General features: G+C 71.0%; 22 protein-coding genes and 1 pseudogene. 11 read left to right on the top strand and 12 right to left on the bottom strand.

Features of this window, described 5'->3' with window-relative positions; translation table 11 throughout:
- Nucleotides 1–113 precede the first annotated feature (113 nt).
- Complete coding sequence (locus AB0I59_RS09930; protein WP_061258225.1) at nucleotides 114–860, top strand: class I SAM-dependent methyltransferase; 747 nt, start codon at nucleotides 114–116, stop codon at nucleotides 858–860.
- A 128-nt stretch (nucleotides 861–988) separates the two neighbouring features.
- Here AB0I59_RS09930 and AB0I59_RS09925 read toward each other — a convergent pair whose 3' ends face one another.
- Both AB0I59_RS09925 and AB0I59_RS09920 read right to left on the bottom strand, forming a co-directional pair.
- Nucleotides 989–2,224 (bottom strand): SMP-30/gluconolactonase/LRE family protein, encoded by a 1,236-nt coding sequence (locus tag AB0I59_RS09925; protein WP_358131796.1) that lies wholly within the window; start codon nucleotides 2,222–2,224, stop codon nucleotides 989–991.
- Nucleotides 2,221–2,742 carry a SigE family RNA polymerase sigma factor gene (locus AB0I59_RS09920; RefSeq protein WP_358131794.1) on the bottom strand — a complete coding sequence of 174 codons (522 nt, stop codon included), beginning with the start codon at nucleotides 2,740–2,742 and terminating at the stop codon, nucleotides 2,221–2,223. The genes AB0I59_RS09925 and AB0I59_RS09920 overlap by 4 nt, the downstream gene beginning before the upstream one ends.
- Nucleotides 2,743–2,845: 103 nt before the next feature.
- On the opposite strand from AB0I59_RS09920, the gene cysC reads away from it, so the two are divergent.
- Together cysC and AB0I59_RS09910 are read left to right on the top strand one after the other, a co-directional pair.
- A complete protein-coding gene (gene cysC / locus AB0I59_RS09915) occupies nucleotides 2,846–4,072 on the top strand; it encodes an adenylyl-sulfate kinase (RefSeq protein WP_358131792.1) in 1,227 nt (408 codons plus the stop codon).
- 57 nt (nucleotides 4,073–4,129) lie between these two features.
- Nucleotides 4,130–5,032, top strand: coding sequence for a sulfite exporter TauE/SafE family protein (locus AB0I59_RS09910; protein WP_358131790.1), 903 nt, complete (start codon nucleotides 4,130–4,132; stop codon nucleotides 5,030–5,032).
- Here the strand turns inward: AB0I59_RS09910 and AB0I59_RS09905 are convergent.
- Nucleotides 5,004–6,044, bottom strand: coding sequence for a glycoside hydrolase family 26 protein (locus AB0I59_RS09905; protein ID WP_358131788.1), 1,041 nt, complete (start codon nucleotides 6,042–6,044; stop codon nucleotides 5,004–5,006). The two genes, AB0I59_RS09910 and AB0I59_RS09905, sit on opposite strands and share 29 nt — an antisense overlap.
- Nucleotides 6,045–6,233: 189 nt before the next feature.
- Here AB0I59_RS09905 and AB0I59_RS09900 point away from each other — a divergent pair.
- From AB0I59_RS09900 to AB0I59_RS09870, 7 genes and pseudogenes are all read left to right on the top strand, one after another.
- A pseudogene (locus AB0I59_RS09900) lies at nucleotides 6,234–6,479 on the top strand (Wzz/FepE/Etk N-terminal domain-containing protein); the annotation flags it as partial.
- 93 nt (nucleotides 6,480–6,572) lie between these two features.
- On the top strand, nucleotides 6,573–7,451 hold the full coding sequence (locus AB0I59_RS09895) for a hypothetical protein (protein ID WP_358132056.1): 879 nt from the start codon (nucleotides 6,573–6,575) through the stop codon (nucleotides 7,449–7,451).
- A complete protein-coding gene (locus AB0I59_RS09890; RefSeq protein ID WP_358131786.1) occupies nucleotides 7,448–8,806 on the top strand; it encodes a hypothetical protein in 1,359 nt (452 codons plus the stop codon). The genes AB0I59_RS09895 and AB0I59_RS09890 overlap by 4 nt, the downstream gene beginning before the upstream one ends.
- Entirely contained in the window at nucleotides 8,799–9,704 is a 906-nt protein-coding gene (locus AB0I59_RS09885) for a hypothetical protein (protein WP_358131784.1), read from the top strand. Before AB0I59_RS09890 ends, AB0I59_RS09885 begins: the two co-directional genes overlap by 8 nt.
- Nucleotides 9,701–10,576 carry a sulfotransferase domain-containing protein gene (locus AB0I59_RS09880; RefSeq protein WP_358131782.1) on the top strand — a complete coding sequence of 292 codons (876 nt, stop codon included), beginning with the start codon at nucleotides 9,701–9,703 and terminating at the stop codon, nucleotides 10,574–10,576. The genes AB0I59_RS09885 and AB0I59_RS09880 overlap by 4 nt, the downstream gene beginning before the upstream one ends.
- Complete coding sequence (locus AB0I59_RS09875; RefSeq protein WP_358131780.1) at nucleotides 10,573–11,859, top strand: lipopolysaccharide biosynthesis protein; 1,287 nt, start codon at nucleotides 10,573–10,575, stop codon at nucleotides 11,857–11,859. The genes AB0I59_RS09880 and AB0I59_RS09875 overlap by 4 nt, the downstream gene beginning before the upstream one ends.
- Nucleotides 11,856–12,836 carry a sulfotransferase gene (locus AB0I59_RS09870; protein WP_082777211.1) on the top strand — a complete coding sequence of 327 codons (981 nt, stop codon included), beginning with the start codon at nucleotides 11,856–11,858 and terminating at the stop codon, nucleotides 12,834–12,836. The genes AB0I59_RS09875 and AB0I59_RS09870 overlap by 4 nt, the downstream gene beginning before the upstream one ends.
- On the opposite strand, the gene AB0I59_RS09865 is transcribed toward AB0I59_RS09870, so the two are convergent.
- From AB0I59_RS09865 to AB0I59_RS09835, 7 genes are all read right to left on the bottom strand, one after another.
- Complete coding sequence (locus AB0I59_RS09865; RefSeq protein WP_061258217.1) at nucleotides 12,784–13,596, bottom strand: WecB/TagA/CpsF family glycosyltransferase; 813 nt, start codon at nucleotides 13,594–13,596, stop codon at nucleotides 12,784–12,786. The two genes, AB0I59_RS09870 and AB0I59_RS09865, sit on opposite strands and share 53 nt — an antisense overlap.
- Nucleotides 13,596–14,510 (bottom strand): glycosyltransferase family 2 protein, encoded by a 915-nt coding sequence (locus AB0I59_RS09860; RefSeq protein WP_061258216.1) that lies wholly within the window; start codon nucleotides 14,508–14,510, stop codon nucleotides 13,596–13,598. The genes AB0I59_RS09865 and AB0I59_RS09860 overlap by 1 nt, the downstream gene beginning before the upstream one ends.
- Nucleotides 14,507–15,448: a sulfotransferase gene (locus AB0I59_RS09855; RefSeq protein WP_061258215.1), complete on the bottom strand. Its 942-nt coding sequence runs from the start codon at nucleotides 15,446–15,448 to the stop codon at nucleotides 14,507–14,509. The genes AB0I59_RS09860 and AB0I59_RS09855 overlap by 4 nt, the downstream gene beginning before the upstream one ends.
- Before the next feature lie 79 nt (nucleotides 15,449–15,527).
- On the bottom strand, nucleotides 15,528–16,790 hold the full coding sequence (gene cysN / locus AB0I59_RS09850; RefSeq protein WP_061258214.1) for a sulfate adenylyltransferase subunit CysN: 1,263 nt from the start codon (nucleotides 16,788–16,790) through the stop codon (nucleotides 15,528–15,530).
- Nucleotides 16,791–17,705 (bottom strand): sulfate adenylyltransferase subunit CysD, encoded by a 915-nt coding sequence (gene cysD, locus AB0I59_RS09845; RefSeq protein ID WP_061258213.1) that lies wholly within the window; start codon nucleotides 17,703–17,705, stop codon nucleotides 16,791–16,793. It lies immediately after the preceding gene.
- Nucleotides 17,706–17,725: 20 nt separating this feature from the next.
- A complete protein-coding gene (locus AB0I59_RS09840) occupies nucleotides 17,726–18,487 on the bottom strand; it encodes a 3'(2'),5'-bisphosphate nucleotidase CysQ (protein ID WP_358131776.1) in 762 nt (253 codons plus the stop codon).
- Nucleotides 18,488–19,978 carry a sugar transferase gene (locus tag AB0I59_RS09835; protein WP_082777210.1) on the bottom strand — a complete coding sequence of 497 codons (1,491 nt, stop codon included), beginning with the start codon at nucleotides 19,976–19,978 and terminating at the stop codon, nucleotides 18,488–18,490. It lies immediately after the preceding gene.
- Nucleotides 19,979–20,131: 153 nt separating this feature from the next.
- Between AB0I59_RS09835 and AB0I59_RS09830 the strand changes: the two genes are divergently transcribed.
- Nucleotides 20,132–20,686 (top strand): 3'-5' exoribonuclease domain-containing protein, encoded by a 555-nt coding sequence (locus AB0I59_RS09830; RefSeq protein WP_358131774.1) that lies wholly within the window; start codon nucleotides 20,132–20,134, stop codon nucleotides 20,684–20,686.
- On the opposite strand, the gene pth is transcribed toward AB0I59_RS09830, so the two are convergent.
- Both pth and AB0I59_RS09820 read right to left on the bottom strand, forming a co-directional pair.
- The gene (gene pth / locus AB0I59_RS09825) at nucleotides 20,670–21,272 is read right to left on the bottom strand and encodes an aminoacyl-tRNA hydrolase (RefSeq protein WP_061258210.1); all 603 of its coding nucleotides are present in this window, start codon (nucleotides 21,270–21,272) and stop codon (nucleotides 20,670–20,672) included. The genes AB0I59_RS09830 and pth overlap by 17 nt on opposite strands.
- A gap of 69 nt (nucleotides 21,273–21,341) precedes the next feature.
- Complete coding sequence (locus tag AB0I59_RS09820; RefSeq protein WP_061258209.1) at nucleotides 21,342–21,950, bottom strand: 50S ribosomal protein L25/general stress protein Ctc; 609 nt, start codon at nucleotides 21,948–21,950, stop codon at nucleotides 21,342–21,344.
- Between the last annotated feature and the right edge of the window lie 58 nt (nucleotides 21,951–22,008).

Below are 22,008 nucleotides of genomic sequence, written 5' to 3'. Positions count from 1 at the left end.
CGAACCGGGGGGCATTGCTCAAGGCTACGCCCGCCCACCGACGTGCCCGGACAAACCGCTTGCCGCGACCCGGATACACAACGCTGCGAGCATGTCTGATTACTATCGGTGACATGACCGATGTTCGTTCGCCGTCGGCGGGCCACGACGACGTTTTCAGCAAGAAGATCCGCGAGCAGTGGACCGAGCAGCTCGGCCGCAAGCTCGACATCCTCGTCGCCGGGTGCGGCCGGGCCAGCACGTCGATTTTCGGCGACGGGAACATGGACAGGTTCGGCTCCCGGGTCAGCGGGATCGACGAGGACCTGCCCGCGCTGCGGGCGTACGCCACCAAACGCGACGACCTGGATTCGTTCACGCTGGGCGACCTGCGCAACGTGCCGATCCCGCAGCGCTCCTACGACGTGATCTTCGTGGACTTCCTGCTGGACCGCATCCGCAACGCCGAGCTCGTGCTGGACCGCATGGCGGCCGGGCTGCGTCCCGGCGGGCTGATGCTGATCCGGCTCAGGGACAGGAGCTCGGCGTACGGCTTCTGCGACCGGATGCTGCCGTCCTGGGTGCGCCGGATGGTGTGGAAGGGGTTCGTCCCGGCCGGGACCGTGGGCCCGCTGCCCGCCGTCTACGAGCCGGTCAGCTCACGCGAGGGCATCAACGCGTACTGCCTCATGCGGGGCCTGATGATCGCCGAGGACTACACCAGGACGAGTGGCCCCGCATGCCGCGGGCCGCGGGCGGGTCTGGTGGAGACGGTGTGCGGGATGGTGGGCAAGCTCTCCGGAGGACGCCTGCCCGCCGGTCATGACGAGATCATCCTGGTCGTCCGCAAGCCGCAGAGCCACTTCGCCCGCCTGATCTGACCCGCCCCGACAGAACCGGCTCATCTGATCGGGCTCACCCGAACCGGCACCACCCGGCCTCACGCGACCGGGCCGCTCCACCTGCGGTCCCGCGATCCGGCCTCTCCAGGCGGTGTCTATCTGGGTGTCTATCTGAGGGTGAAGACCGGCTCCCAGGATCCGGGCTTCGTCGTGTTCTTCCGGTTGGCGCTGAGCTGCACCGTCTTCGCGCCGTCGACGCTCACCAGCACCAGCCCGTTGGCGAACTCGTTCCCGCACGAGCCCGCGCAGCCGAGAGCGATGAGATGGTCGTCGTCGGCCCACGCCAGCAGTCGCAGCACCCGCTGGCGTCCCACGACCGCGCCCGTCGCGCGTTCGGTCACCTTGGTCGGCAGCCCGCCCCTTCCGGCCAGCAGTGTGCCGTCGGGCGAGACACCGGCCTCGGACTCCGTCACCACGTAGTCGGCCGGAGCGTCGCGCGGGTTGCCCTCAAGGTCGTAGAAGACCTTGTGCCGCGGGGAGATGTCCCATTCGTAGATCAGCGCGCCGTCGTCGCTCCACCCGAAGTCGCGGCGCCCGTTCGGGTTGTCGACGGCGTCGGGATCCACCGCGTGGAACTCTCCCGCGGTGGCGGTCGCCACATCGATCACGTAGAAGCCGGTCCTGGCGGCGCCCCGGCCGTCACCGACCGGTCCCATCCGCACGTCGGGGTGCCGTGGGTAGGCGGTGGCGACCAGCCGCGTACCGTCCGGCGACCAGGCGACCCCGCCGACGGGCTCGTCCACCTGGATCCAGGCCCGGATCTTGCGCGTCTCCATGTCGAAGATCCCGATGCGCCGCACCGGAAGGTCCTTCTCCAGCACCGCCGCGTACCGCAGGCCAGGCGCCACATCGAGGTAGCCCCAGTCCGTCTTCTCGTACCTCAGGGTGACCTGGTCGAGCAGGTACCAGGTGCGGTCGAGCGTCTCCCCGTCGGCGGTGGCCCGCGTATTCCAGACCCAGTACGCCGAGACCGCCACGCGGCCGGCCGCGATCATCTCCTTCGGCGGGGAGTTGCGCGTGTCCGTGAGCACACCGCCCCGGCTCCGCTCGTCGAAGGTCACCTTGACCGGAGGATCGTCCGCAGGCCGGAGCGGGATCACCTGCCTCAACGGCGCCCCAGACGGCGACACCGCCGGCCGTACGGGCGCGGGCCCGGCCGCCCGCAACCACGGGACCGCCAGCATGACCGCCAGGACCACGATCCCGGTCGCGAACGCGGGGGCGAGGTACGCGTCGAGACGACGACGTCCGCTCCGCCGCAGCGCGCGATCGGCCAGGTCGCGTGGGACGCGCGCCTCACGTGCCCACTCCTCCAGGGTCTCCTTGAGCACTCGGGGCGTCATGACCTCACCTCACTGGCGGAAAGACGGAAATCGGCGAGTTCCGGCGCGTTGCCGCGCAACCGGGCGAGTGACCGGTGCGCGGTGCTGCGCACGGTCCCGACCGAGCAGCCCAGGATCCGCGCCACTTCGGCCTCGGACAGGTCCTCGAGATAACGCAGGACCAGAACGGCCCGTTGGCGGGGCGTGAGCCGGGCGAGCGCCTGGCGCAGGGCGAGCCTCAACTCCGTCGGGCTGAAGCCGTCCCCCGCCGCCCGTTCCGGCGGGTCCGCGACGACCGTCTCCCGCCATCGCCGATGCAGCCGCCACCAGCTGATCTGCTGCCGGTACATGATCTGCCGGACGTACGCCTCCGGATCGTCGATGCGGCTCCACTTCGTGAGCGCCTTGGCCAGCGCGGTCTGCACCAGATCCTCGGCTGAGTGCTGATCTCCTCCTGTCAGCAGGAAGCCCAGTCTCATCAGTGCCGGGGAAGACTCAGACACGAACTCGCGGAAACGTCGCTCGTCTGCGGCGTCCACGACCACCTCCAGGGGTTAATGTCACCTTCTTGGACGCCCCGGCAAGGGCTGCGCTATGCCTCGGTCGCGGGATAAGGTAGGTATCCGACTAATTCGATCGGAAATGGAAGCTATGTCTGAATGGACTCCTGACGCGCGCGAGCTCGCCGACCTGGAACTGCTCCTCTCAGGTGCGTTCGCGCCGCTCACCGGCTTCCTCACCTCGGCCGACGTGGACGAGGTGGTCGCCCACGGACGGCTCGCCGACGGCACATCGTGGCCCGACCCGATCACCATCGCGCTTCCCGAGAGCATCCAGCCCGGCGAGCAGGTCACGCTCAGGGACCCCGAGGGCGCGTCCGTCGCCGTCATGACCGTGCGCGAGCGGGACGGCCACCACGCCGCCGGTCCGGTCGAGGCTCTCGACGCCCCCGCGTACGGGCCGTTCGCCCGGCTGCGCCGTACCCCCGAGGACGTGCGCAAGGAGCTGCCTGACGGCGAGACCCTCGCGGTCACCATGCGGGGACCCCTGGACTCCCCCACGCTCGACGACATCGCGGCGACCGCCGAGGAACTGGAGGCCGGCATCCTGCTGCTCCCCCTCGTGTTCGGGGAGAGCGGCCCCGCCGTGGTGCGGGCCGCGCTCAAGGCGTCCGCCGCGCTGCCCGGCTCGTCCGTCGTCGCCGTGCCGCTGGCGCCGCGCGAGGACCCCGAGATCGACCTGGAGCTGCGCGAGCACGTGGCGCGCAACTACGGCGCGACCGAGCACTACGCGGGCCCGGCGCCCGTCGTCATTCCCGGGCCGCCGCACCGCCGCGGGCTCGTGGTGTTCTTCACCGGCCTGTCCGGCTCCGGCAAGTCCACGATCGCCCGCGGGCTGCGGGACGCCCTGCTGGAGCGGGGCGGCCGCACCGTCACCTACCTGGACGGCGACGTCGTCCGCCGGCTCCTGTCCGCCGGGCTGACCTTCTCCCGCGAGGACCGCGACCACAACATCCGGCGGATCGGCTTCGTCGCCGCCGAGGTGGCGAGGCACGGCGGCCTCGCCATCTGCGCGCCCATCGCGCCGTACGCTGAGACCCGGGACGAGGTGCGCGCGATGGCCGAGGAGGTGGGCGCGGACTTCCTCCTCGTCCACATCTCCACGCCGCTGGAGGAGTGCGAGCGCCGCGACCGCAAGGGCCTGTACGCCAAGGCCCGCGCGGGGCTCATCCCGGAGTTCACCGGCGTCTCGGACCCGTACGAGGAGCCCGAGGACGCCGAGCTGACGCTGGACACCACCGGCATGACGGTGGACAGGGCGGTCTCCGCCGTGCTGAATCTGCTCACATCGGGAGGATGGATCCGGTGATCACGCACGGAACCGGCGCGGCGGGGAACCACGCGGACGAGGAGCGGTGAACGACTGATGGACATCGATCCGGCCCTGGTGGCGGGCTCGTTCCTCGTGGCGATCATCGTCGGGCTGACCGGCATGGGCGGAGGCGCCCTCATGACGCCGATGATGATGCTGTTCTTCAACGTGCCGCCGCTCGCCGCGGTCTCCAGCGATCTCGTGGCGTCGGCGATCATGAAGCCGGTGGGCGGCATGGTGCACCTGCGCAACGGGACGGTGAACCTGCGCATGGTGGGCTGGCTCTGCCTGGGCTCGGTCCCCATGGCGTTCGCCGGGGTGTTCGCCGCCCGGCTGTTCGGCGAGGGCGAGCAGATGCAGCAGGCCGTCAAGTACGCGCTCGGAGTGGCACTGCTGCTCGCGCTGACCGGCCTGCTGGCGAAGTCACTCCTCGGCCTGCGTCAGGGGGCGGGCGCGCTCTCCGCGCGGCACGTCGACGTGCGCCCAATGCCGACTGTACTGATCGGTATGGTCGGGGGCTTGGTCGTGGGCGTGACGTCGGTCGGGTCCGGCTCCCTCATCGTCGTCGCGCTGGTCATGGTCTATCCGGCCCTGCGGGCCAACCAGCTCGTCGGCACCGACCTCGTCCAGGCGGTCCCGCTGGTCGCCTCGGCGGCCGTGGGCCACATCCTGTTCGGCGACTTCAAGCTCGATCTCACCGCGTCGCTGCTCCTGGGGTCGATCCCCGGGGTCTATCTGGGGTCGCGGATCTCGGCCTGGGCGCCCGACCAGGTGATCCGGCTCGCGCTGGCGGTCGTGCTCCTCGCCTCGGCGCTCAAGCTTCTCGGCGTGGGCAACATGCCCCTGCTGGTGGTCGTCGTCTGCTTCGGCGTGGCCGCCGCGTTCGCGTGGCGGTTCGCCAAGGCGCGCGTCGTACCGGAGGAGCCGGTCAGCGCACGGGAACCTGCGTCCCGCTGAAGTACGGACCGCCCGCCAGACTGGAGAACGCCCTGTCCGCCGCCACGGTGGAGTCGAACCGCGTGTCACCGCGCGGCGCCGCCGGGGAGTCGAAGTACACCAGGGCCTTGATCTGCGGGAATTCGCTGATCTGCCGGCCGACCGAGGCGTAGAACTGCGGCTTGAACTGCGGCATGTCCGGGCGCTCGAAGGCACCCCACTCGGAGAGCATGATCGGCTTTCCCGGGAAGCGCGACTGCATCCACCGGTAGAAACCCGGCCACTGCGGATGGTCGGGCCTGGTCTTGTTGACCAGGCCCGCGAAGTCGTGCACCCGCGTGTCGGCGTACGGGTCCAGACCCACCCAGTCGACCACGTCGTCGCCGGGATAGAGCTTGTCGAACCACGGCTTGGTGGCCCAGTTGGGCGCGCCCATGTACGTCATGACGGTGACGGCGTTGGTCACTCCCCTGCTCCGCAGCCGGGTGACCACGTGGCGGAACATCGCGACGTAGTCCTCGGCGGAGTAGCCGCCGTCCAGCCGGACGTCGTTCTCCGGCTCGTGGTGGATCGTGAGGAAGAACCGGCCGGGGAAGGTCCGCTTGATGTACGCCGCGAGGATGTCGATCCGGTGGTCGACCGCACCGCTCGCGACCTCCGCCCAGCTCGCGGTCATGGACGGCTTCCAGTTGATCAGTAGCAGCCGCCGCCCCTGGGCGATCTGCCGCTCCGCGGGCGTGGGGAACAGTTCCCCGCCCCGGTGGTAGACGTGCACGATGTCGGCCCTGCGGCCCATCCGCCGCTCGGCGCGCACCGTGGCGGCGTCCACGCGCCGTCCTGTGAAGATGTCGGGGGCGATGCCCCACCACGCCCCGCAGGTCGGGATGAGCTTGGCGGTGACCGTGCAGGACATCGCGCCACGCGTGCCCATCCTGCTGTCGAGGTCGGTCCGTACACCCTGCACCGGGGTGCTCGGCGCGGCCGAGCACCCCACCAGCAGTGCCGCCAGCCCGATCAGCGCTGTTCGCCGCACCTTTCCCCCTTCGCTTGAACGACCTTGGGGGCCACCTTGCCATTACTCGAGGGAAGATCGAGGGGAACTTTGTGATATCGCGCCATCGGACATTTCGCATTAATGATCGTTATTGCGCGGCGATTCGGCGGAAGAAAATCTTTCAATATCCGATGGGGAAAAGCACAACCGCGCCTATAGTTCGGGGGCATGGTGAGATCTTCTTTTCCGCCGCCGTACAGCAGGGATCTCGCCGACTACGGGTCGGTTCTCCGCCGCCGTCGGCTGCTCGTCGCGTCATGCCTGTTCATGGGTGTCGCGGGCGGTGTCGCGCTGCTGGTGGTGACACCCAAGGAATACGCGTCCGTGGCACAGGTACAGGTTCTGCCGACCGGCGTTCAGGATCAGGTCAACCAGGTGAGCTCGCGACAGCGCGAACCCCTCAATCTTGATACAGAGGCGCAAATCGCCCACTCTGCGACAGTTGCCTCCAAAGCCGCTGAAATTTTGAAAAAGCCCGATTCGGAGGAATTGCGGGAACAGGTCACCGTGGACGTTCCACCGAATTCCGCCATCCTCTCCATCTGGTTCACCGCGGGCGACCCGATCTCAGCCGCCGCCGGCGCGCAGGCGTTCGCCGACGCCTACCTGCGGAACCGCTCACTGTCGGCCGCCCAGACCCTCGCCGCGCAGATGAAGGCACTGTCCACCAAGCTGCACGAACTGGACGGCGAGCTCGGCAAGGCCGCCGAGAACGTCGCGACGTTGCCACACGGATCCGCGGCCCGCGTGGTCGCCGAGCACCAGCAGTCGGTGCTCGGCCGGCAGGTGTACAGCCTCACGCTCAAATACGACGCGCTCAAGACCATCGCGGTCACTCCCGGAGCGGTGATCAGCCAGTCACGCCCCCCGTCGGCCCCCAGCGCGCCGAGCGTCCCGCTGTACCTCGGCAGCGGCCTCTTCCTCGGCCTGCTCGCCGGCGCCGGGGCCGCGTTCGGCCGCGACCGGCTGGACACCCGGGTGCGCGCGGCCGCGGACGTCGAGCGCCTCACCACGCTCCCGCTGCTCGCCGACATCCCGCTCCGGGCCGATCCCGGAGCCTTCCGCGAGCTGGCCGCCGGAGTGGCCGCCTCGCTCGGCGAGGGCTACCACCGGCTCCTGGTCGTGGAGCTCGGCACGGTCACCGGCGGGCCGGTCGCCGAACGCCTCGGCGCCGCGCTCTCCCACCTGGCCCCGATCGCCGTGGTCACCGACCCCGCCGACCGCCCCGACGCGGCCGTCCTGCTCCTCGGCCTGCGCCGGACCACCTCCACCGAGGTCGCCCAGGCCGTACGGCGGCTCGCCAGGCAGGGCACGACGGTGCTCGGCGCGGTCACCGTGCCGCCCACGCTGCCCATGTCGACGCGCTCGATGAAGCAGACGGCATGAGACCCGCGGTGTGGCCCATCGCCGCCCTGCTCGCCGGCTATCCGATCTGGTGGGCGCTCGGCCTGGGCGGGTTGTCGATCGTCGTGGTCGCGGTGCCGATGGCGGTGGTGCTGTGGCGCAGGCGGCCGATCAGGGTGCCCACGGGCATGGGCCTGTGGATGCTGCTTCTCGCCGGATACGCGATCAGCGCGCTCACCCTGGCCGAGAACCCTCCCGGCACCTACGGCGACCTGTCCACCGGCCGGATCCTCGGCTATCTGATGCGCTTCGCCGTCTACACCGCGCTCGCCGTCATGGTGCTCTACCTCGGCAACCTCACCCACGAGGAGCTTCCCCAGCTGACCCTGGTCCGGCTGCTCGGCGTGCTGTTCGTCACCACCGTGGCGGGCGGGCTGCTCGGCGTGTTCGCCCCCGGATTCCAGTTCACCGCTCCCGTCGAGATGCTGCTGCCGGAGTGGATCGGCGGCAACTCCTTCGTCAGCAACCTCATCCACCCGACGGCGGCGCAGATGCAGCACGTTCTCGGGCACGCGTCCCCCCGGCCCGAGGCGCCGTTCGAGTGGGCCAACGCCTGGGGCAGCAACATCTCCGTGCTGCTCGTCTGGTTCCTGGTCGGCTGGTGGGTGTACGGCGGGCCGCTGCGGCGGGTGGCCGTCGCCGTGCTGCTCCCGCTCGCGGCGATCCCCATCGTCTACTCGCTCAACCGCGGCCTGTGGATCGGGCTCGGCCTGTCCGCCGCGTACCTCGCCTTCCGGGGCCGTCCCCTCGTCGTCGGCACGGCCGTCGCCCTGGCCGGCACGGCGCTGGTGCTGTCGCCGCTCGCCACGATCGTGGGGCAACGACTGGACAACCCGCACAGCAACGACATCCGGGCGTTCACCGTGTCGTCCACCGTCCGGGCCGCCGCCTCGTCGCCGGTGATCGGCTACGGCAGCACGCGCAACGCCTACGGCAACTACTCCACGATCACGACCGGCAAGACCGAGTGGTGCCCGACCTGCGGCCATCCCCCGCTCGGCAGCGACGGCCAGCTCTGGCTGACGCTCATCACGCAGGGCTTCGCCGGCGCGGCACTGTACGTCGGCTTCTTCCTCGGGGCCCTGCGGCGCTTCTGGCACGACCGGTCGCCGATCGGGCAGGCCGGGACGCTCGTGATGATCCTCGTGCTCTTCTACATGTTCGTCTACGACGGCCTGGTCAGCGCGCTGAGCCTCTATCTGATCTCCTTCGCCCTGCTCTGGCGCAACTCGGCCCAGCCGCTCGGGCGACATCCGGCACAGCGTCCGGCACGGCCTTCGACACAGCGTCCGGCACGGCCTTCGAGGACGGGGAACGCGAGGTGGGCACATGGGTGACGCCAGGGCCCGGCTGCGCTACCTCCACGAGGTGCTCGACCTGCTCTACCCCCCGTCCACGGCCACGAGCGCCAGGACCGTGCTCCCGCACCGGCTCGTCCCCCGGCGGCTCGTTCCGCGTACCCGCTGGCACTCCGTGCTCGGGCGCGGCGGGCGGCTTCTGGTCCCTGACGGCCCCGACACCATCGAGACGTACCTCGGCGAGGTGTTCGGCCAGCGTGTCCGCACGGTGCTGCGCGTACGGCCCGCGCGCCGGGCCAACCGCAAGCCGATCCTGTCGGCGCGCGGATCCGACGGCCTGCTCGGCTTCGTCAAGGTCGGGGACTCGGACCGGGCCCGCGACCTGATCCGGCACGAGAGCGCCACCCTGCGCATGCTCGCCGATCGGCCGCTCAAGGTGATCTCCGTGCCCGCCGTGCTGCACCACGGCCTCTGGCACGACATGGACGTGCTGGTCCTGTCGCCGCTGCCGATCACGTCGGCGGCGACTCCACCGGGCCTGCTCAACGCGGCCGTGACCGAGATCGCCTCTCTCGGATCGTGCGCCTGGCACGGGGACTTCGCTCCCTGGAACATCTCGGCGGGCACGGACGGACGACTCCTCGTCTGGGACTGGGAACGGTTCGGCACCGACGTTCCCCTCGGTTTCGACGCGCTCCACCATTTCCTGCACCGGGTCCTGAAACGCATGGGCCCGGTGGGCGCCACGCAAGCATGCCTGGCCCGGGCCGTCCCCCTCCTGGCACCGTTCGGGCTCTCGGCCGCGGAGGCCAGGCGGACGACCGCGCACTATCTGATCACGCTCGCCGACCGGCACGACCGAGACGGCCACCAACCGCTCGGCCCAGCCTCGACCTGGCTCAACCCACTCGTCGACCATCTGGAGCCCCTGCTGTGAAGTCCACCCTCAAGCGCTCGGCGCACGCCGTCTCCTTGACCACGGGCAGACTCACCGTGGGGGGCAGGATCCTGCCGTCGTTCCTCCTCGTCGGCGCGCAGCGGTGCGGCACCACCTCGCTCTACCGCGCGCTCTCCCGGCACCCGCTGATCATGAAGCCGGTGCTGCACAAGGGAGTGCACTACTTCGACATGGCGTACGAGAAGGGGCTGGCCTGGTACCAGGCGCACTTCCCCCGCAAGGCCGCCGCGCGACGGCAGGAACGGCGGCACGGCCACCAGGCCCAGGCGTTCGAGTCGTCGCCCTACTACCTGTTCCACCCGCTCGCCCCGGCCCGCATCGCCTGGGACCTGCCGGAGGCCAAGCTGATCGTGCTGGTGCGGGACCCCGTGGAGCGCGCCTACTCGGCCCACGCGCACGAGCTGGCCCGCGGCTTCGAGACCGAGCGCTCCTTCGAACGCGCCCTTGACCTGGAGGAGGAACGCCTCGCCGGCGAGGCGCACCGCCTCCGCGTCTTCCCCCACGCGGCCAGCCACGCCCACCGGCACCACGCCTACGTCACGCGTGGCCGGTACGCCGAGCAGCTCGCCCGCCTGGAACTGCTCGTCGGGCGTGAGCACGTGCTCGTCCTGGACAGCGGCGCGTTCTTCCGCGACCCCCAGCCGGTCTACGACAGGGTCATCGGGTTCCTCGGCCTGCCCCGGCTCGGGAATCCCCTCTTCGAGCGGCACAACGCCCAGCCACGCACCGCGGACATGCCCGCCTCGGTACGGCGCCGCCTGACCGAGCACTTCGCCCCCTGGGACGCCCTGCTCACCCCGTGGCTGGGCGCCGAACCTTCCTGGCATTCGGGCCGGGACGCACGCCGGTGACCAGGCGGCGGGACCTCCCGCTGGCCCGCAAGAGCGCGGCCGGGCTGCTGTGCGCCGCGACGGGCGCGGCGGCCCAGTTCCTGGTCGTCCTGGTGGTGACCCGGTCGCTCGCCCCCGCCCAGGCCGGGGCGTTCTTCGCGGCGACGGCGCTGTGCCTCATGCTCGCCGGGGTCTCCCGGCTCGACACCGGGAACGGCCTGGTCTACTTCCTCGCGGGGGTGTCCCGAGATCCGGGGTCGGCGGGCAGTCCGGTGCTGCTGGTCGCGCTGGGCCCGGTGGTGGTGCTCTCGTCCCTGGTCGCCGTGGCCGTCGCCGCCTTCGGCGACCTGCTCGCCCCGCTCGTCGGCGTCCCCGCGGGCGTCTGGCCGGTGCTCGCGGCGGCGCTGCCCGCGGTGGCCGTCGCCGACGTCCTGATCGCGGCCACGCGCGGGCTCGGCTCGATGCGGCCCACCCTGTTCCTGAGCGGTGTCGCGCAACCGCTCGGCCAGGTGGCGCTGGTCTCCACCGGACTGCTCGCCGGAGCGGCCGTCCCCGTCCTGACCGCCGCGTGGGCGCTCCCCGCGCTTCCGGTCGGCGCCGTGGCGGCCCGTTGGCTCCGGGGCCGCACGCCGACCGTGCGCTGGGAACGGTTCTGGCGGTACACCGCGCCCCGGTCGGCGGCGGCCGCGATCCAGGCGGTCTTCCAGCGGCTCGACATCGTGATCGTGGCCGCGCTCGCCGGTCCCGCGCCCGCCGCGATGTACACGGCCGCCACCCGCTTCAAGGTGGTCGGCCAGCTCGCCGGGCAGGGGCTCGCGCAGGCCGTACAACCCGGGCTGGTCCGTGCGCTCGCAGAGGGCGACCTCGGCCGGGCGCGGGAGCTCTACCAGACGGCGACGATGTGGCTGGTCATGGTCACCTGGCCGGTCTGGCTCGGGTACGCGGTGCTCGCTCCGTGGCTGCTGCAGATCTTCGGCACGTCGTACGCCCGGGGGGCGTCCGTGGCGCTCGTCCTGTCCGCGACGATGATGGTCGCCAGCGCCTGCGGCATGGTCGACGTCATGCTGATCGCCTCCGGGCACACGACGGCGAGCCTCGTCAACGCCGTCTGCGCGGTGACGGCGACCATCGCCCTGGATGTGCTGCTCGTGCCCGTCCACGGCGCTCTCGGAGCCGCTCTGGGCTGGTCGGGCGGCGTCCTGGTGAAGAACCTGCTGCCACTCGTCCAGATCTCCCGCCGGTACGGCCTGCGGCCGTTCGGCCGGCACAGCATGGCGGCGTTCGGGCTCAGGGCGACCGCGTGAGCGGCGGCCACACGAGCCGGAGCGGCCACCGCAACCGGGACGGCAGCCACAACACGAGCGGGTACGGCGGGCCGCTGCTGGTGACGGGGCTGCCACGCAGCGGGACCAGCTGGGCGGGGAAGATGCTCGCGGCGAGCGGACGCCTCGTCTACGTCAACGAGCCGCTCAACCCCGAGCACCCGCCGGGACGCAGCCCCGGCGTTCTCGACGCCTCCGTGACGCACCGCTTCCAGTACATCTGCCCCGACGACGAGTCGCCCTGGCTGGAGGCGTTCACCCGTACCATCGGGCTGCGCTACGGCCATCTCGCCGAGCTCCGCCGCAACCGCCGCCCACGCGACCTCGCCCGCATGGCGAAGTACGGCACGGCGTTCCGCCTCGGCCGGCTCATCGGGCGGCGTGCCCTCCTGGACGACCCGTTCGCGCTGTTCTCCGCCGCCTGGTTCGCCCGGCGCCTCGGCTGCCGCGTGCTCGTCCTCGTCAGGGATCCGGTGTCGTTCGTCGGCAGCTGGCAGCGGCTCGGCTGGACGGTCTACTTCCACGAGCTGCTCGAACAGCCGCTCCTCGTCCGCGACCACCCCTGCGTGGAGGAGCTGCGCCCGCTGGTCGGCTCCCAGGACCGCATCGCCAAGGCGGCGGCGCTCTGGCGGGTGGCCCGGCGGGTGACGGCCGACCTGGCCGCCGCCGACCCCGGCATCCGGATCGTCGGTTACGAGTCGCTCGCCACCGCACCGCTGGACCGCTTCCGCGACCTCTACGCCTGGTGCGGCCTGCCCTGGTCGGAGCGTGCGGCGGGCCGGATCGCCGCCGCCTGCACCGCGGCGACCGGCACGCCCGCGACGGGTTTCTCCTGGACCGGCCTGTCCAGGACGGCCTTCCGGCCCATGGACTCGCGAGCGGCCCTCGGGACCTACCGGGAGCGGCTCACCCCCGGCGAGGTGTCCCGGATACGCGATCTGACGTCCGCTCTCCAGTGAGCCCACGACGGCCGACCAGGCAGCCGGCGAGCAGCCGGAGGGCGAAGGGCAGATCGTCCACAAGATAGCGCCGCCCCAGCCGGGCCGGCTCGGACAGCAGCCGGAACAACCACTCCAGGCCCGCCTCGCCCATCCACCCCGGCGCCCGCCGTACGGCACCGGCGGCGAAGGCGATGGCCGAGCCGCAGCCGACGAACCACGCCGCGGGCAGGTCGGCGCGCAGCACCTCGATCAGGCGGTCCTGCTTGGGAAAGCCCAGGCCCACGAAGACCAGGCCGGGCTTCGCACGGAGCAGGGCGTCCCTGATCGGGGTCACCCCGCCGGGGGCGGACTCGAACCCGAAGGGCGGAGTGTGCGTCCCCGCCACGGCGAGGCGCGGGCAGCGCGCGCGCAGCGCCGACGCGGCGGCGTCGGCCACCCCCGGCGGGCCGCCCAGCAGGTACACGGGGACGCCGTGGCGTGCCGCCGCCTCCGACAGCGCCCAGATCAGGTCGGCGCCGGTCACCCTTCCAGGGAGGGGCGTGCCGAGCAGCCGCGCCGCCCACACGAGCGGCATGCCGTCCGCCACGACGACGTCGGCCCGCCGGACGAGGGCGCGCAGCTCCGCGTCGCGCACGGCCAACCGGCAGATGTCGACGTTCGGGGTGACCAGGTGGCCGCCCCGGCCACGGCGCAGGTCGTCGAACACCCGCGTCACGACCTCGCCCTCGGTGAGCGGGTCAAGCTCCACGCCGGCGACCGCCACCCGGGCCGCCGGCATCAGATGCCCCGGCCGCGCGTGTGCAGCAGGCCGAGCACCGCGCGCGCCGGCACCAGGCCGGTCGCGACCGCCAGCGCCATGGCCGCGCGCGGCTCGCCCCGGCGCGTGGAGAACGCCTTCCACGCCCACCGGCCCGCGTCCCTGCGATGGCCGAGCGCGGCGTGGTGGAACGCCATCTGGCCGTAGATCCGGGCGGCGCCTCGGGGATCCGTCTCCAGGTCGGCGTGCCGGGCCAGCATCCACTCCAGCCCGGCGATCCGTTCCGCCCATTTCGTGGCGTATCCGGACGCGCCCCAGCGCACCCGGACGAGCGGCCGGTCCACGTGCACGATGGGATGCCGCCGCGCCGCGCGCAACGCGAGGTCCCAGTCCTCGTTCTGCCCGCCCGGGGCGCTCTCGTCGGCCCGATAGGCCGCGGCCGTGCGGAAGAGGAAGGTCGAGGAGTGCACCATCACCATCCGCGACCTGGTGAGGTCGGCCCGGGTCACCCGGTCGGCGCCGGCCAGCCGGGGCACCCGGCGGGAACCGTACTCCACCTGGATCGCGCAACTCGCGAAGTCGGCCCCCGGCTCCTCGGCCAGCGCCGCCACCTGCGCCGCGAGCTTGCCGGGCAGCCACAGATCGTCGTCGTCGCAGAACGCCACCAGGTCGGTGTCCAGCTCGGCGATGCCCGTGTTACGGGCGCCCGGCAAGCCGGGCGTGCATCGGTTGGCGATCACCCGGACGCTCCCCCGGGTCGCCGCCACCACGTCGGCGACCTGCTCGGCCGGTCCGGTGACGTCGCCGCCGTCGACCACCACGACGACCCGGAGCCGCCGGCCGTACTCCTGATCGAGCACGCCCGACACCGCCGCCGCGAGCAGCTCGGGCCGGTCTCCCCTGGTGGGGATCACGACGCCCACGGACGGCTTCATCCCAGGGCCTCCGGCCGCGGCGCGAGGCGATAGCCGTACCGGAGGAGCAACGGCCAGGTCAGCGCGGTGACCAGCAGGCGGTGCACGAACGGCAACGCGGCCCGGGGCGCACTGAACCGCACCCGCCCGACGACGAACCGCATCGGATTGCCGGACACCGTGTGCGCCACGCCGAGCAGCGCCTCCTGATCGTCGAGGAACAGCAGCGCGTCACGCGCGCGCGCCACCCGCAGCTCGGCGGCCAGCTCACGCAGCGTCTCGGCCGGCCGCCCCAGCAGGTCCTCATAACGGACCCGGATGACGGGCACGCCCCGCCTGCGCAGCAGCTCGAAGGCGAGGTTCTGGACCAGCCAGTGGACGGCCGTCCGTCCCGGAGCCCATCGGGCCATCGGTCGGCCGTCCTCCGGCCGCCGCACGTCGCTGCGCCAGGACGCGGCGACCGCTCGCGGATCGCGTACGACATGGACGACCCGCAGGCGCGCCCGCGTCGCCTCCGCCACCGCCAGGCAGTACGCCAGGGAGGCGTGCTTGCTGGAGTCGATCATCCAGTCACCGTCGGCGACCTCGGCGGCGGCGGCGTAGACGGAGGCGTAGGCCGACACGTATTCATCGAGTTCGGCCACGCGCCGCACCCTGCCGAAGGCGAGGAACGGGACGTGACGGGTGCGGTCCACCCGGGCCCGCAGCCGGAGCAGGCGATCGGCCTCGCTCGCCTTCCAGCGACCGAAGGCCAGGTCGCCCACCTTGCCCCAGAAAGGGCAGCGGGAGAACGTCTCTCCGCACCCGCACGGCTCGTCGGCGTGGACGCCGCGCGCCCAGAGATGGACGACCTCTCCGAGCGGCACGGCTCCGGGGAACTCGCCCAGCAGCCGCTCCAGCAATGTGGTGCCGCTGCGGCCGAGCCCACCCACGAAGATCACCGGCTGAGCGTCAGTCACGAACCCTCCACGATGTGGATGCGGAACGTGACGACCCTAGCGCGGAAGGTAATCAGCCGTTCATGGAACGGCAGATGATCTACCGCGCGTCGACGATCATCCCGGCACCGACGGTGCCGTTCGTCGCCTCGTCGATGAGGATGAACCCGCCGGTGAGCCGGTTGCGCGAGTAGTCGTCGACGAACAGCGGCTGGGTGATCCGCAGGGACACCCGGCCGATCTCGTTGAGACCCAGCGACGTCGCCGCCTCGTCCCGGTGGAGCGTGTTGACGTCCAGCCGGTACTGCAGGTCCCTGACCAGGGCCCGTGCCGTACGCGTCGTGTGCTTGATGATCAGCTTGGACCGGGGCTGGAGCTTCACCGAGTCGGCCATCCAGCAGACCATCGCGTCAAGCTCCTGCGCGACGCTCGGCTGGTTGTGCGGCCGGCAGATCAGGTCGCCCCGCGAGATGTCGATGTCGTCCTCCAGCCGGAGGGTGACCGACATGGGCGGGAACGCCTCCTCGACCGGTCCGTCGAACGTGTCGATCGCCGCGATGCGCGTGGTCAGCCCCGACGGCAGGTGCGTGACCTCGTCACCCGGCTTCAGCACGCCGCCGGCCACCTGCCCGGCGTATCCCCGGTAGTCGTGCAGCTCCTGGCTGGTCGCGCTGTGCGGCCTGATCACGTACTGCACGGGGAAGCGCACGTCGACCAGGTTCCGGTCGGAGGCGATGTGCACGTTCTCAAGGTGGTGCAGCAGCGACGTCCCCTGGTACCAGGGCATGCTCTCCGAGCGGGAGACCACGTTGTCGCCGTGCAGCGCCGAGATCGGGATGAACGTGAGGTCCGCCGCGTTCAGCTTCGACGCGAACGCGGTGAACTCCTCCCGGATCTCCTCGAACCGCTCCTCGGCGTAGTCGACCAGGTCCATCTTGTTCACCGCGAGGACCAGGTGCGGCACACGAAGCAGCGTCGTCAGGAAGGCGTGCCGCCTCGACTGCTCGAGCACGCCCTTGCGGGCGTCGATCAGGATGATCGCCAGGTCGGCGGTGGACGCGCCGGTGACCATGTTCCGGGTGTACTGGATGTGTCCCGGAGTGTCGGCGATGATGAACTTCCGCTTGGGCGTCGCGAAGTAGCGGTACGCCACGTCGATCGTGATGCCCTGCTCCCGCTCGGCGCGCAGGCCGTCGGTGAGCAGCGACAGGTCGGTGTACTCGGTCCCGCGGTCGCGCGAGGTCCGCTCGACCGCCTCCAGCTGGTCCTCGAAGATGGCCTTGGAGTCGAACAGCAACCGCCCGATCAGGGTGGACTTGCCGTCGTCGACCGAGCCCGCGGTGGCGAAACGAAGGATGTCCATTTAGAAGTAGCCTTCCTTCTTGCGGTCCTCCATCGCGGCCTCCGAGGCGCGGTCGTCGGCACGCGTCGCGCCGCGCTCGGTGAGCCGCGTCACCGCGATCTCCTCGATGATCTCCTCGACCGTCGCGGCCGTGGACGCCACGGCGCCGGTGCACGTCATGTCACCGACCGTGCGGTAGCGGACGACGGCCTCGAACAGCGGCTCGTCCTCACCGCGCCGCACCACCTCGGCGTCGGGGAGCAGCATGCCGTCCCGCTCGAACACCGTCCGCGTGTGCGAGAAGTAGATCGATGGGATCTCGATGCCCTCGCGCCGGATGTAGTCCCAGATGTCCAGCTCGGTCCAGTTGGACAGCGGGAACACGCGGATGTGCTCACCCTTGCGGATCTTCGAGTTGTACAGGTTCCACAGCTCGGGACGCTGGTTCTTCGGGTCCCACTGGCCGAAGTCGTCGCGGAAGGAGAAGACCCGCTCCTTGGCCCGGGCCTTCTCCTCGTCCCGCCGGGCTCCACCGAACACGGCGTCGAACTCGTGCTCCTCGATGGCGTCCAGCAGCGTCGTCGTCTGCAACCGGTTGCGCGAGGCGCGCCGCCCGGTCTCCTCGGAGACGCGCCCGGAGTCGATCGAGTCCTGCACACTGGCCACCACGAGCCGGGCGCTCAGCTCGTCGGCCCGCCTGTCGCGGAACTCGATGACCTCAGGGAAGTTGTGCCCCGTGTCCACGTGCATGAGGGGGAAGGGGATCGGCGCCGGCCAGAACGCCTTCTCCGCGATGCGGAGCATGACGATGGAGTCCTTGCCGCCGGAGAACAGCAGACAAGGGCGCTCGAACTCGGCCGCGACCTCACGCATGATGTGGATCGCCTCGGCCTCCAGGACGTCGAGCTGCGACGTCGTGTAGTCGCGCTGAAGCATTAGGGGATTCCTTCGACGGGCTAGCGGTGCAGGTCACGGATGCCGGCGAGCAACGTTGGCGCCAGATCCGGTAGGGAGACCAGGATATCCGGCAACGAGGGGTCGGCTTGGTTGTACACGAGCGGCGAGCCGTCGATTCTGCTCGCGTGGGCGCCCGCGGCGAGCGCGACGGCGACCGGAGCGGCCGAATCCCACTCATACTGGCCGCCCGCGTGCACGTACGCCTCGACCGCGCCCGTCAGCACCGCGGCGATCTTGGCGCCCGCCGAGCCGATCGGCACCAGCTCCGCGCCCACCTCGTGCGCCAGCTTCGCCACGAACTCCGGCGGCCGGGTCCGGCTGACCGCGATGCGGAAGCGCCCGGACGCCCGGGGCAGCAGGGGCGGCTCCCCGGTGGTGAGCGTCCTCCCCTGGGCCGGAAGCGCCACGGCGCCGGCCTTCAGCGCGTCGCCCTCCCACAGCGCCACGTGGACCGCCCAGTCGGACCTGCCCTCCTCGGCGAACTCGCGGGTGCCGTCCAGCGGATCGACGATCCAGACCCGCTCGGCGGAGAGCCTCCTGGGATCCAGCCGCTCCTCGCGCGTGGCCTCCTCCGACAGAACGCTGTCGTCCGGCCGGAACCGCGCCAGGGCCTCCATCAGATAGTCATGCGACCCGCGGTCTCCCGCGTCCTTCAACGCCTTCGGATCGGCGAAGCCGTGGCGGTCACGGAGCCGCAGCAGCAGCTCACCCGCCTCCGACGCCAGCTCACCGGCCAGAGTGTGGTCGTCCCGCATCGTCATTCAGTAAGCTCCCGCCCCGCGTATCACGGCCGACCACGTCTTCCACAGGATCTGCAGATCCAGCATGAGAGACCAGCTCTCGACGTAACGCAGGTCCAACCGCACTGATTCCTCCCATGACAGGTCCGATCGCCCGTTCACCTGCCACAGGCCCGTCATCCCCGGGCGGACCACGAGCCGCCTGCGGACGTCGTCACGGTACCGTGCGACCTCCTCCGGCAGCGGCGGACGCGGCCCCACCAAGGACATGTGTCCCTTCACCACGTTGATCAGCTGGGGCAACTCGTCCAGCGAGCGGCGCCGCAGCCAGCTTCCCATCGGCGTCACCCGCGGGTCCTGACGGATCTTGAACAGCACCCCGCCCGCGTCGCTGACGAGATCGACCTTCCGCGCCTCCGCGTCCTGCCACATCGTGCGGAACTTCAGGATGGTGAACTCCGCGCCGTCCTTGCCGACCCGCGTCTGCCGGAACAGCGCCGGTCCCGGGCTCGACACGCGTACGGCCACCGCCAGGACGGCGAGCAGCGGGGACAGCGCGACGAGCGCCACTCCCGCCACGATCCGGTCGAAGGCGTTCTTGATGAGCTGCCGGATCCCGGCCAGCTCCGGATGCTCCACGTGCAACAGCGGCAGCCCCGCCACGGGCCTGATCGTGGTGCGCGGCCCGGCAACCTCCATCAGCGCGGGCGCGACGACCAGGTCCGTACGGCTGCGCTCCAACCGCCACGCCAACCGCCGCAGCGCCGTACCGTCCAGCTCGGGGCAGGCCAGCACGGCCACCGTGTCTGCCCCCGCCTGCTCCACGACCAAGGGGACGTCGGTGAAGTCGCCGAGCACCGGCACGCCCTCCACCTCTCCCGAGGCGTCGTACGGCACGCAGGCGGCGACGATCTCCATCCCGTGGTAGCGCTCGCGCCGGAACCTGCGCGTCAGATCCGTGATCGCGGCCCGGTGGCCGACCGCCACGACCCTGCGCATGCAGCCGCCCCTCGCCCAGCGCCGGTGCAGCCTGCGGCGCATGCCGTACCTGGCGCAGAGGGTGAGCACGGTCATCACCGGGAGGGCGAGCACCACGTAACCGCGGGCGATGTCGGTCTTCGTCACGTACGCGGCGATCGCGACGGCGGCGGTCAGCGTGAAGCCGGACTGGGCGATCCGGCGGAACTCCTCGGAGCCCACCCCGATCAGGCGCGGCTCGTACGCCCGGTTGATCGCCAGCGAGCACGACCACAGGAGCGGCAGCATCCCGCTCATCACGACATAGGGGGCGACGTACGGAGTAACCTCGCCGAACCGGGCCGCGACAGCGGTGGTTCCAGCGAGGAGAGCACAGGCGATGTCGACGAGTGCCGCGTGGAAGCGGTACCGCGAGGCCCATTTCGGCGGCCGGGAAACGGGAGACGCGGACACGCCCCCCGGCACGCCCACGGCCGCCGCGGCCAGCTCGCCCTCCTGCACGCCCCGCCTCCCCGCGCATGGTCGATTTGCCATCGAACTGTCACTGAACGCTTACTGACAGTGACGGAATGCTAGCGGCCGAATGGCCACGCTTGAGGAGAATCCGTGAAAGCCGAAACGTATATATCCGTTGATATCGAAGCCGACGGGCCCATTCCCGGCCCTTATTCCATGGTGAGTTTCGGCATGGCGGTCGCCGGACGTATGGCGGGAAGGACGTTTGAGAGGCCCGAACCGGAATCGGCGACCTTCTACGCCGAACTCCGCCCGATCAGCGACGACTACGTGCCCGCCGCCCTCGCCGTGAGCGGCCTCGACCGCGACGCGCTGATCAGGGAGGGATGGCATCCGGCTGAGGCGATGAGCGCAGCCGCGGCCTGGGTGCGCGAGGTCTGCGGGGACACACTGCCCGTACTGGCCGCGTTCCCGCTTTCCTACGACTGGATGTGGATCTACTGGTATTTCATGAAATTCACCGGGGAATCTCCGTTCGGACATTCCCGGTGCATCGACATCAAGACGCTCTACGCGGCGAAGGCCGGCGTCCCGATCGCCTGGTCCACCAAACGGCAGATGCCGCGCGAGGTGAGATCCACCCGCCGGCACACCCACCACGCCCTCGACGACGCGATCGAGCAGGCCGAGCTCTTCCAGAACCTCATGCTCTGGCGGGACCGCGACCGCCCCACCGTCGAGGAGGACCGCCCCGCCGCCGGGGGCGCCGTCAGCGAGGAGGCTTGACCGGGTTCAGGTCGGCCGCGTGGAAGGTGTTCTGCGTGGCCTCCAGCCCCACCCGGATCAGCGACTCCACCATGTCCGCCGCCCGGTCCACCAGGAACGGCAGGTCCTTGCGCTCCACCGTCGCGAAGTCCTTCAGCACGAAGGCCGCCGCGTCCATCCGGCCCGGCGGCCGGCCGATCCCGAACCTGATCCGCAGGTAGTCCCGCGTCGCCAGGGATTTGGTGATCGACTTGAGGCCGTTGTGCCCGTTGTCGCCGCCGCCCAGCTTCGCCCGCAGGGCGCCGTACGGGATGTCCAGCTCGTCATGGATCACGACGACGTTGGCCGGGGCCACCTTGTAGAAGTCCGCGAGCGCCTTCACCGGGCCGCCGGACAGGTTCATGAACGACAGCGGCTTCGCCAGCACAGCGGGAGCACCCGCCAACCGGCCCTCGACGATCTCCGCCCGCGACCGGTGCACCTTGAACCGGCCGCCGACCCGCGCCGCCAGCTCGTCCGACACCATGAATCCCGCGTTGTGCCGGTTACCGGCGTACTCCGGCCCCGGATTGCCCAGGCCGACGACCAGCCAGCGCTGATCCTCCATCACCGTCTCCTCATACGGAGAAGTCCTCCACAGGACATCCTGTGGAGGACCCTCTCACGCGAAACGTTCCTACTCGGCGGCCTCGGCGGCCTCGCCCTCGGCGGCCTCGGCCACGACGGCCTCGCCCTCGGCCGGCAGCTCCGCCACCTGAGCCGCGACGACGTGCAGGACCAGCGCCTCCGGGTCGCCCGCGAGGGTGACGCCGTTCGGCAGGTTCAGGTCGCTCGCGTTGACGGCGAAGCCGACCTCCTTGCCCTCGACGTCCACCTCGACACCGGCCGGGATGTGCGTCGCCTCGGCCTCGACCGAGACCGTCACCAGCTGCTGGTCGAGCAGGGCGCCGCCGACCACGTCACCGGTGACGGTGACCGGGATCTCGACGGTGACCTTCTCGCCGCGCTTGACCAGGAGCAGGTCGACGTGCTCGACGAAGCCCTTGATCGGGTCACGCTGGACACCCTTGGGCAGCGCCAGCTCGTCCACCTCACCCTGCAGGCGGATCAGCACGTTGGCCGTACGCAGGGCCAGCAGGACCTCGTGGCCCGGCAGCGTCAGGTGCCTCGGGTCGGTGCCGTGGCCGTACAGGACGGCGGGGACCTTGTCGGCGCGGCGGATCTTGCGAGCGGCGCCCTTGCCGAACTCCGTACGGAGCTCAGCGGCGATGCGAACCTCAGACACGGCACATCTCCTAGGGATGATCGTCTATGGATGACGCGCTCCCCCTCACCCGCCCTAG

Origin of the sequence: Microtetraspora glauca (assembly GCF_040656155.1) — a bacterium.
Lineage (GTDB): Bacteria > Actinomycetota > Actinomycetes > Streptosporangiales > Streptosporangiaceae > Microtetraspora > Microtetraspora glauca.
This window is presented reverse-complemented; position numbering and strand designations above follow the sequence as displayed.

What these genes read in the sequence shown, in the direction of transcription:
- cysD (WP_061258213.1), bottom strand. Translation starts at nt 17,705, where the DNA reads ATGCTTCAGCGCGACTACACGACGTCGCAGCTCGACGTCCTGGAGGCC.
- cysC (WP_358131792.1), top strand. Translation starts at nt 2,846, where the DNA reads ATGGAAGCTATGTCTGAATGGACTCCTGACGCGCGCGAGCTCGCCGAC.
- AB0I59_RS09865 (WP_061258217.1), bottom strand. Translation starts at nt 13,596, where the DNA reads ATGCCGGCGGCCCGGGTGGCGGTCGCCGGCGTGGAGCTTGACCCGCTC.
- AB0I59_RS09840 (WP_358131776.1), bottom strand. Translation starts at nt 18,487, where the DNA reads ATGACGATGCGGGACGACCACACTCTGGCCGGTGAGCTGGCGTCGGAG.
- AB0I59_RS09830 (WP_358131774.1), top strand. Translation starts at nt 20,132, where the DNA reads ATGGCGGTCGCCGGACGTATGGCGGGAAGGACGTTTGAGAGGCCCGAA.
- AB0I59_RS09835 (WP_082777210.1), bottom strand. Translation starts at nt 19,978, where the DNA reads ATGGCAAATCGACCATGCGCGGGGAGGCGGGGCGTGCAGGAGGGCGAG.
- pth (WP_061258210.1), bottom strand. Translation starts at nt 21,272, where the DNA reads ATGGAGGATCAGCGCTGGCTGGTCGTCGGCCTGGGCAATCCGGGGCCG.
- AB0I59_RS09925 (WP_358131796.1), bottom strand. Translation starts at nt 2,224, where the DNA reads ATGACGCCCCGAGTGCTCAAGGAGACCCTGGAGGAGTGGGCACGTGAG.
- AB0I59_RS09885 (WP_358131784.1), top strand. Translation starts at nt 8,799, where the DNA reads ATGGGTGACGCCAGGGCCCGGCTGCGCTACCTCCACGAGGTGCTCGAC.
- cysN (WP_061258214.1), bottom strand. Translation starts at nt 16,790, where the DNA reads ATGGACATCCTTCGTTTCGCCACCGCGGGCTCGGTCGACGACGGCAAG.
- AB0I59_RS09930 (WP_061258225.1), top strand. Translation starts at nt 114, where the DNA reads ATGACCGATGTTCGTTCGCCGTCGGCGGGCCACGACGACGTTTTCAGC.
- AB0I59_RS09860 (WP_061258216.1), bottom strand. Translation starts at nt 14,510, where the DNA reads ATGAAGCCGTCCGTGGGCGTCGTGATCCCCACCAGGGGAGACCGGCCC.
- AB0I59_RS09890 (WP_358131786.1), top strand. Translation starts at nt 7,448, where the DNA reads ATGAGACCCGCGGTGTGGCCCATCGCCGCCCTGCTCGCCGGCTATCCG.
- AB0I59_RS09910 (WP_358131790.1), top strand. Translation starts at nt 4,130, where the DNA reads ATGGACATCGATCCGGCCCTGGTGGCGGGCTCGTTCCTCGTGGCGATC.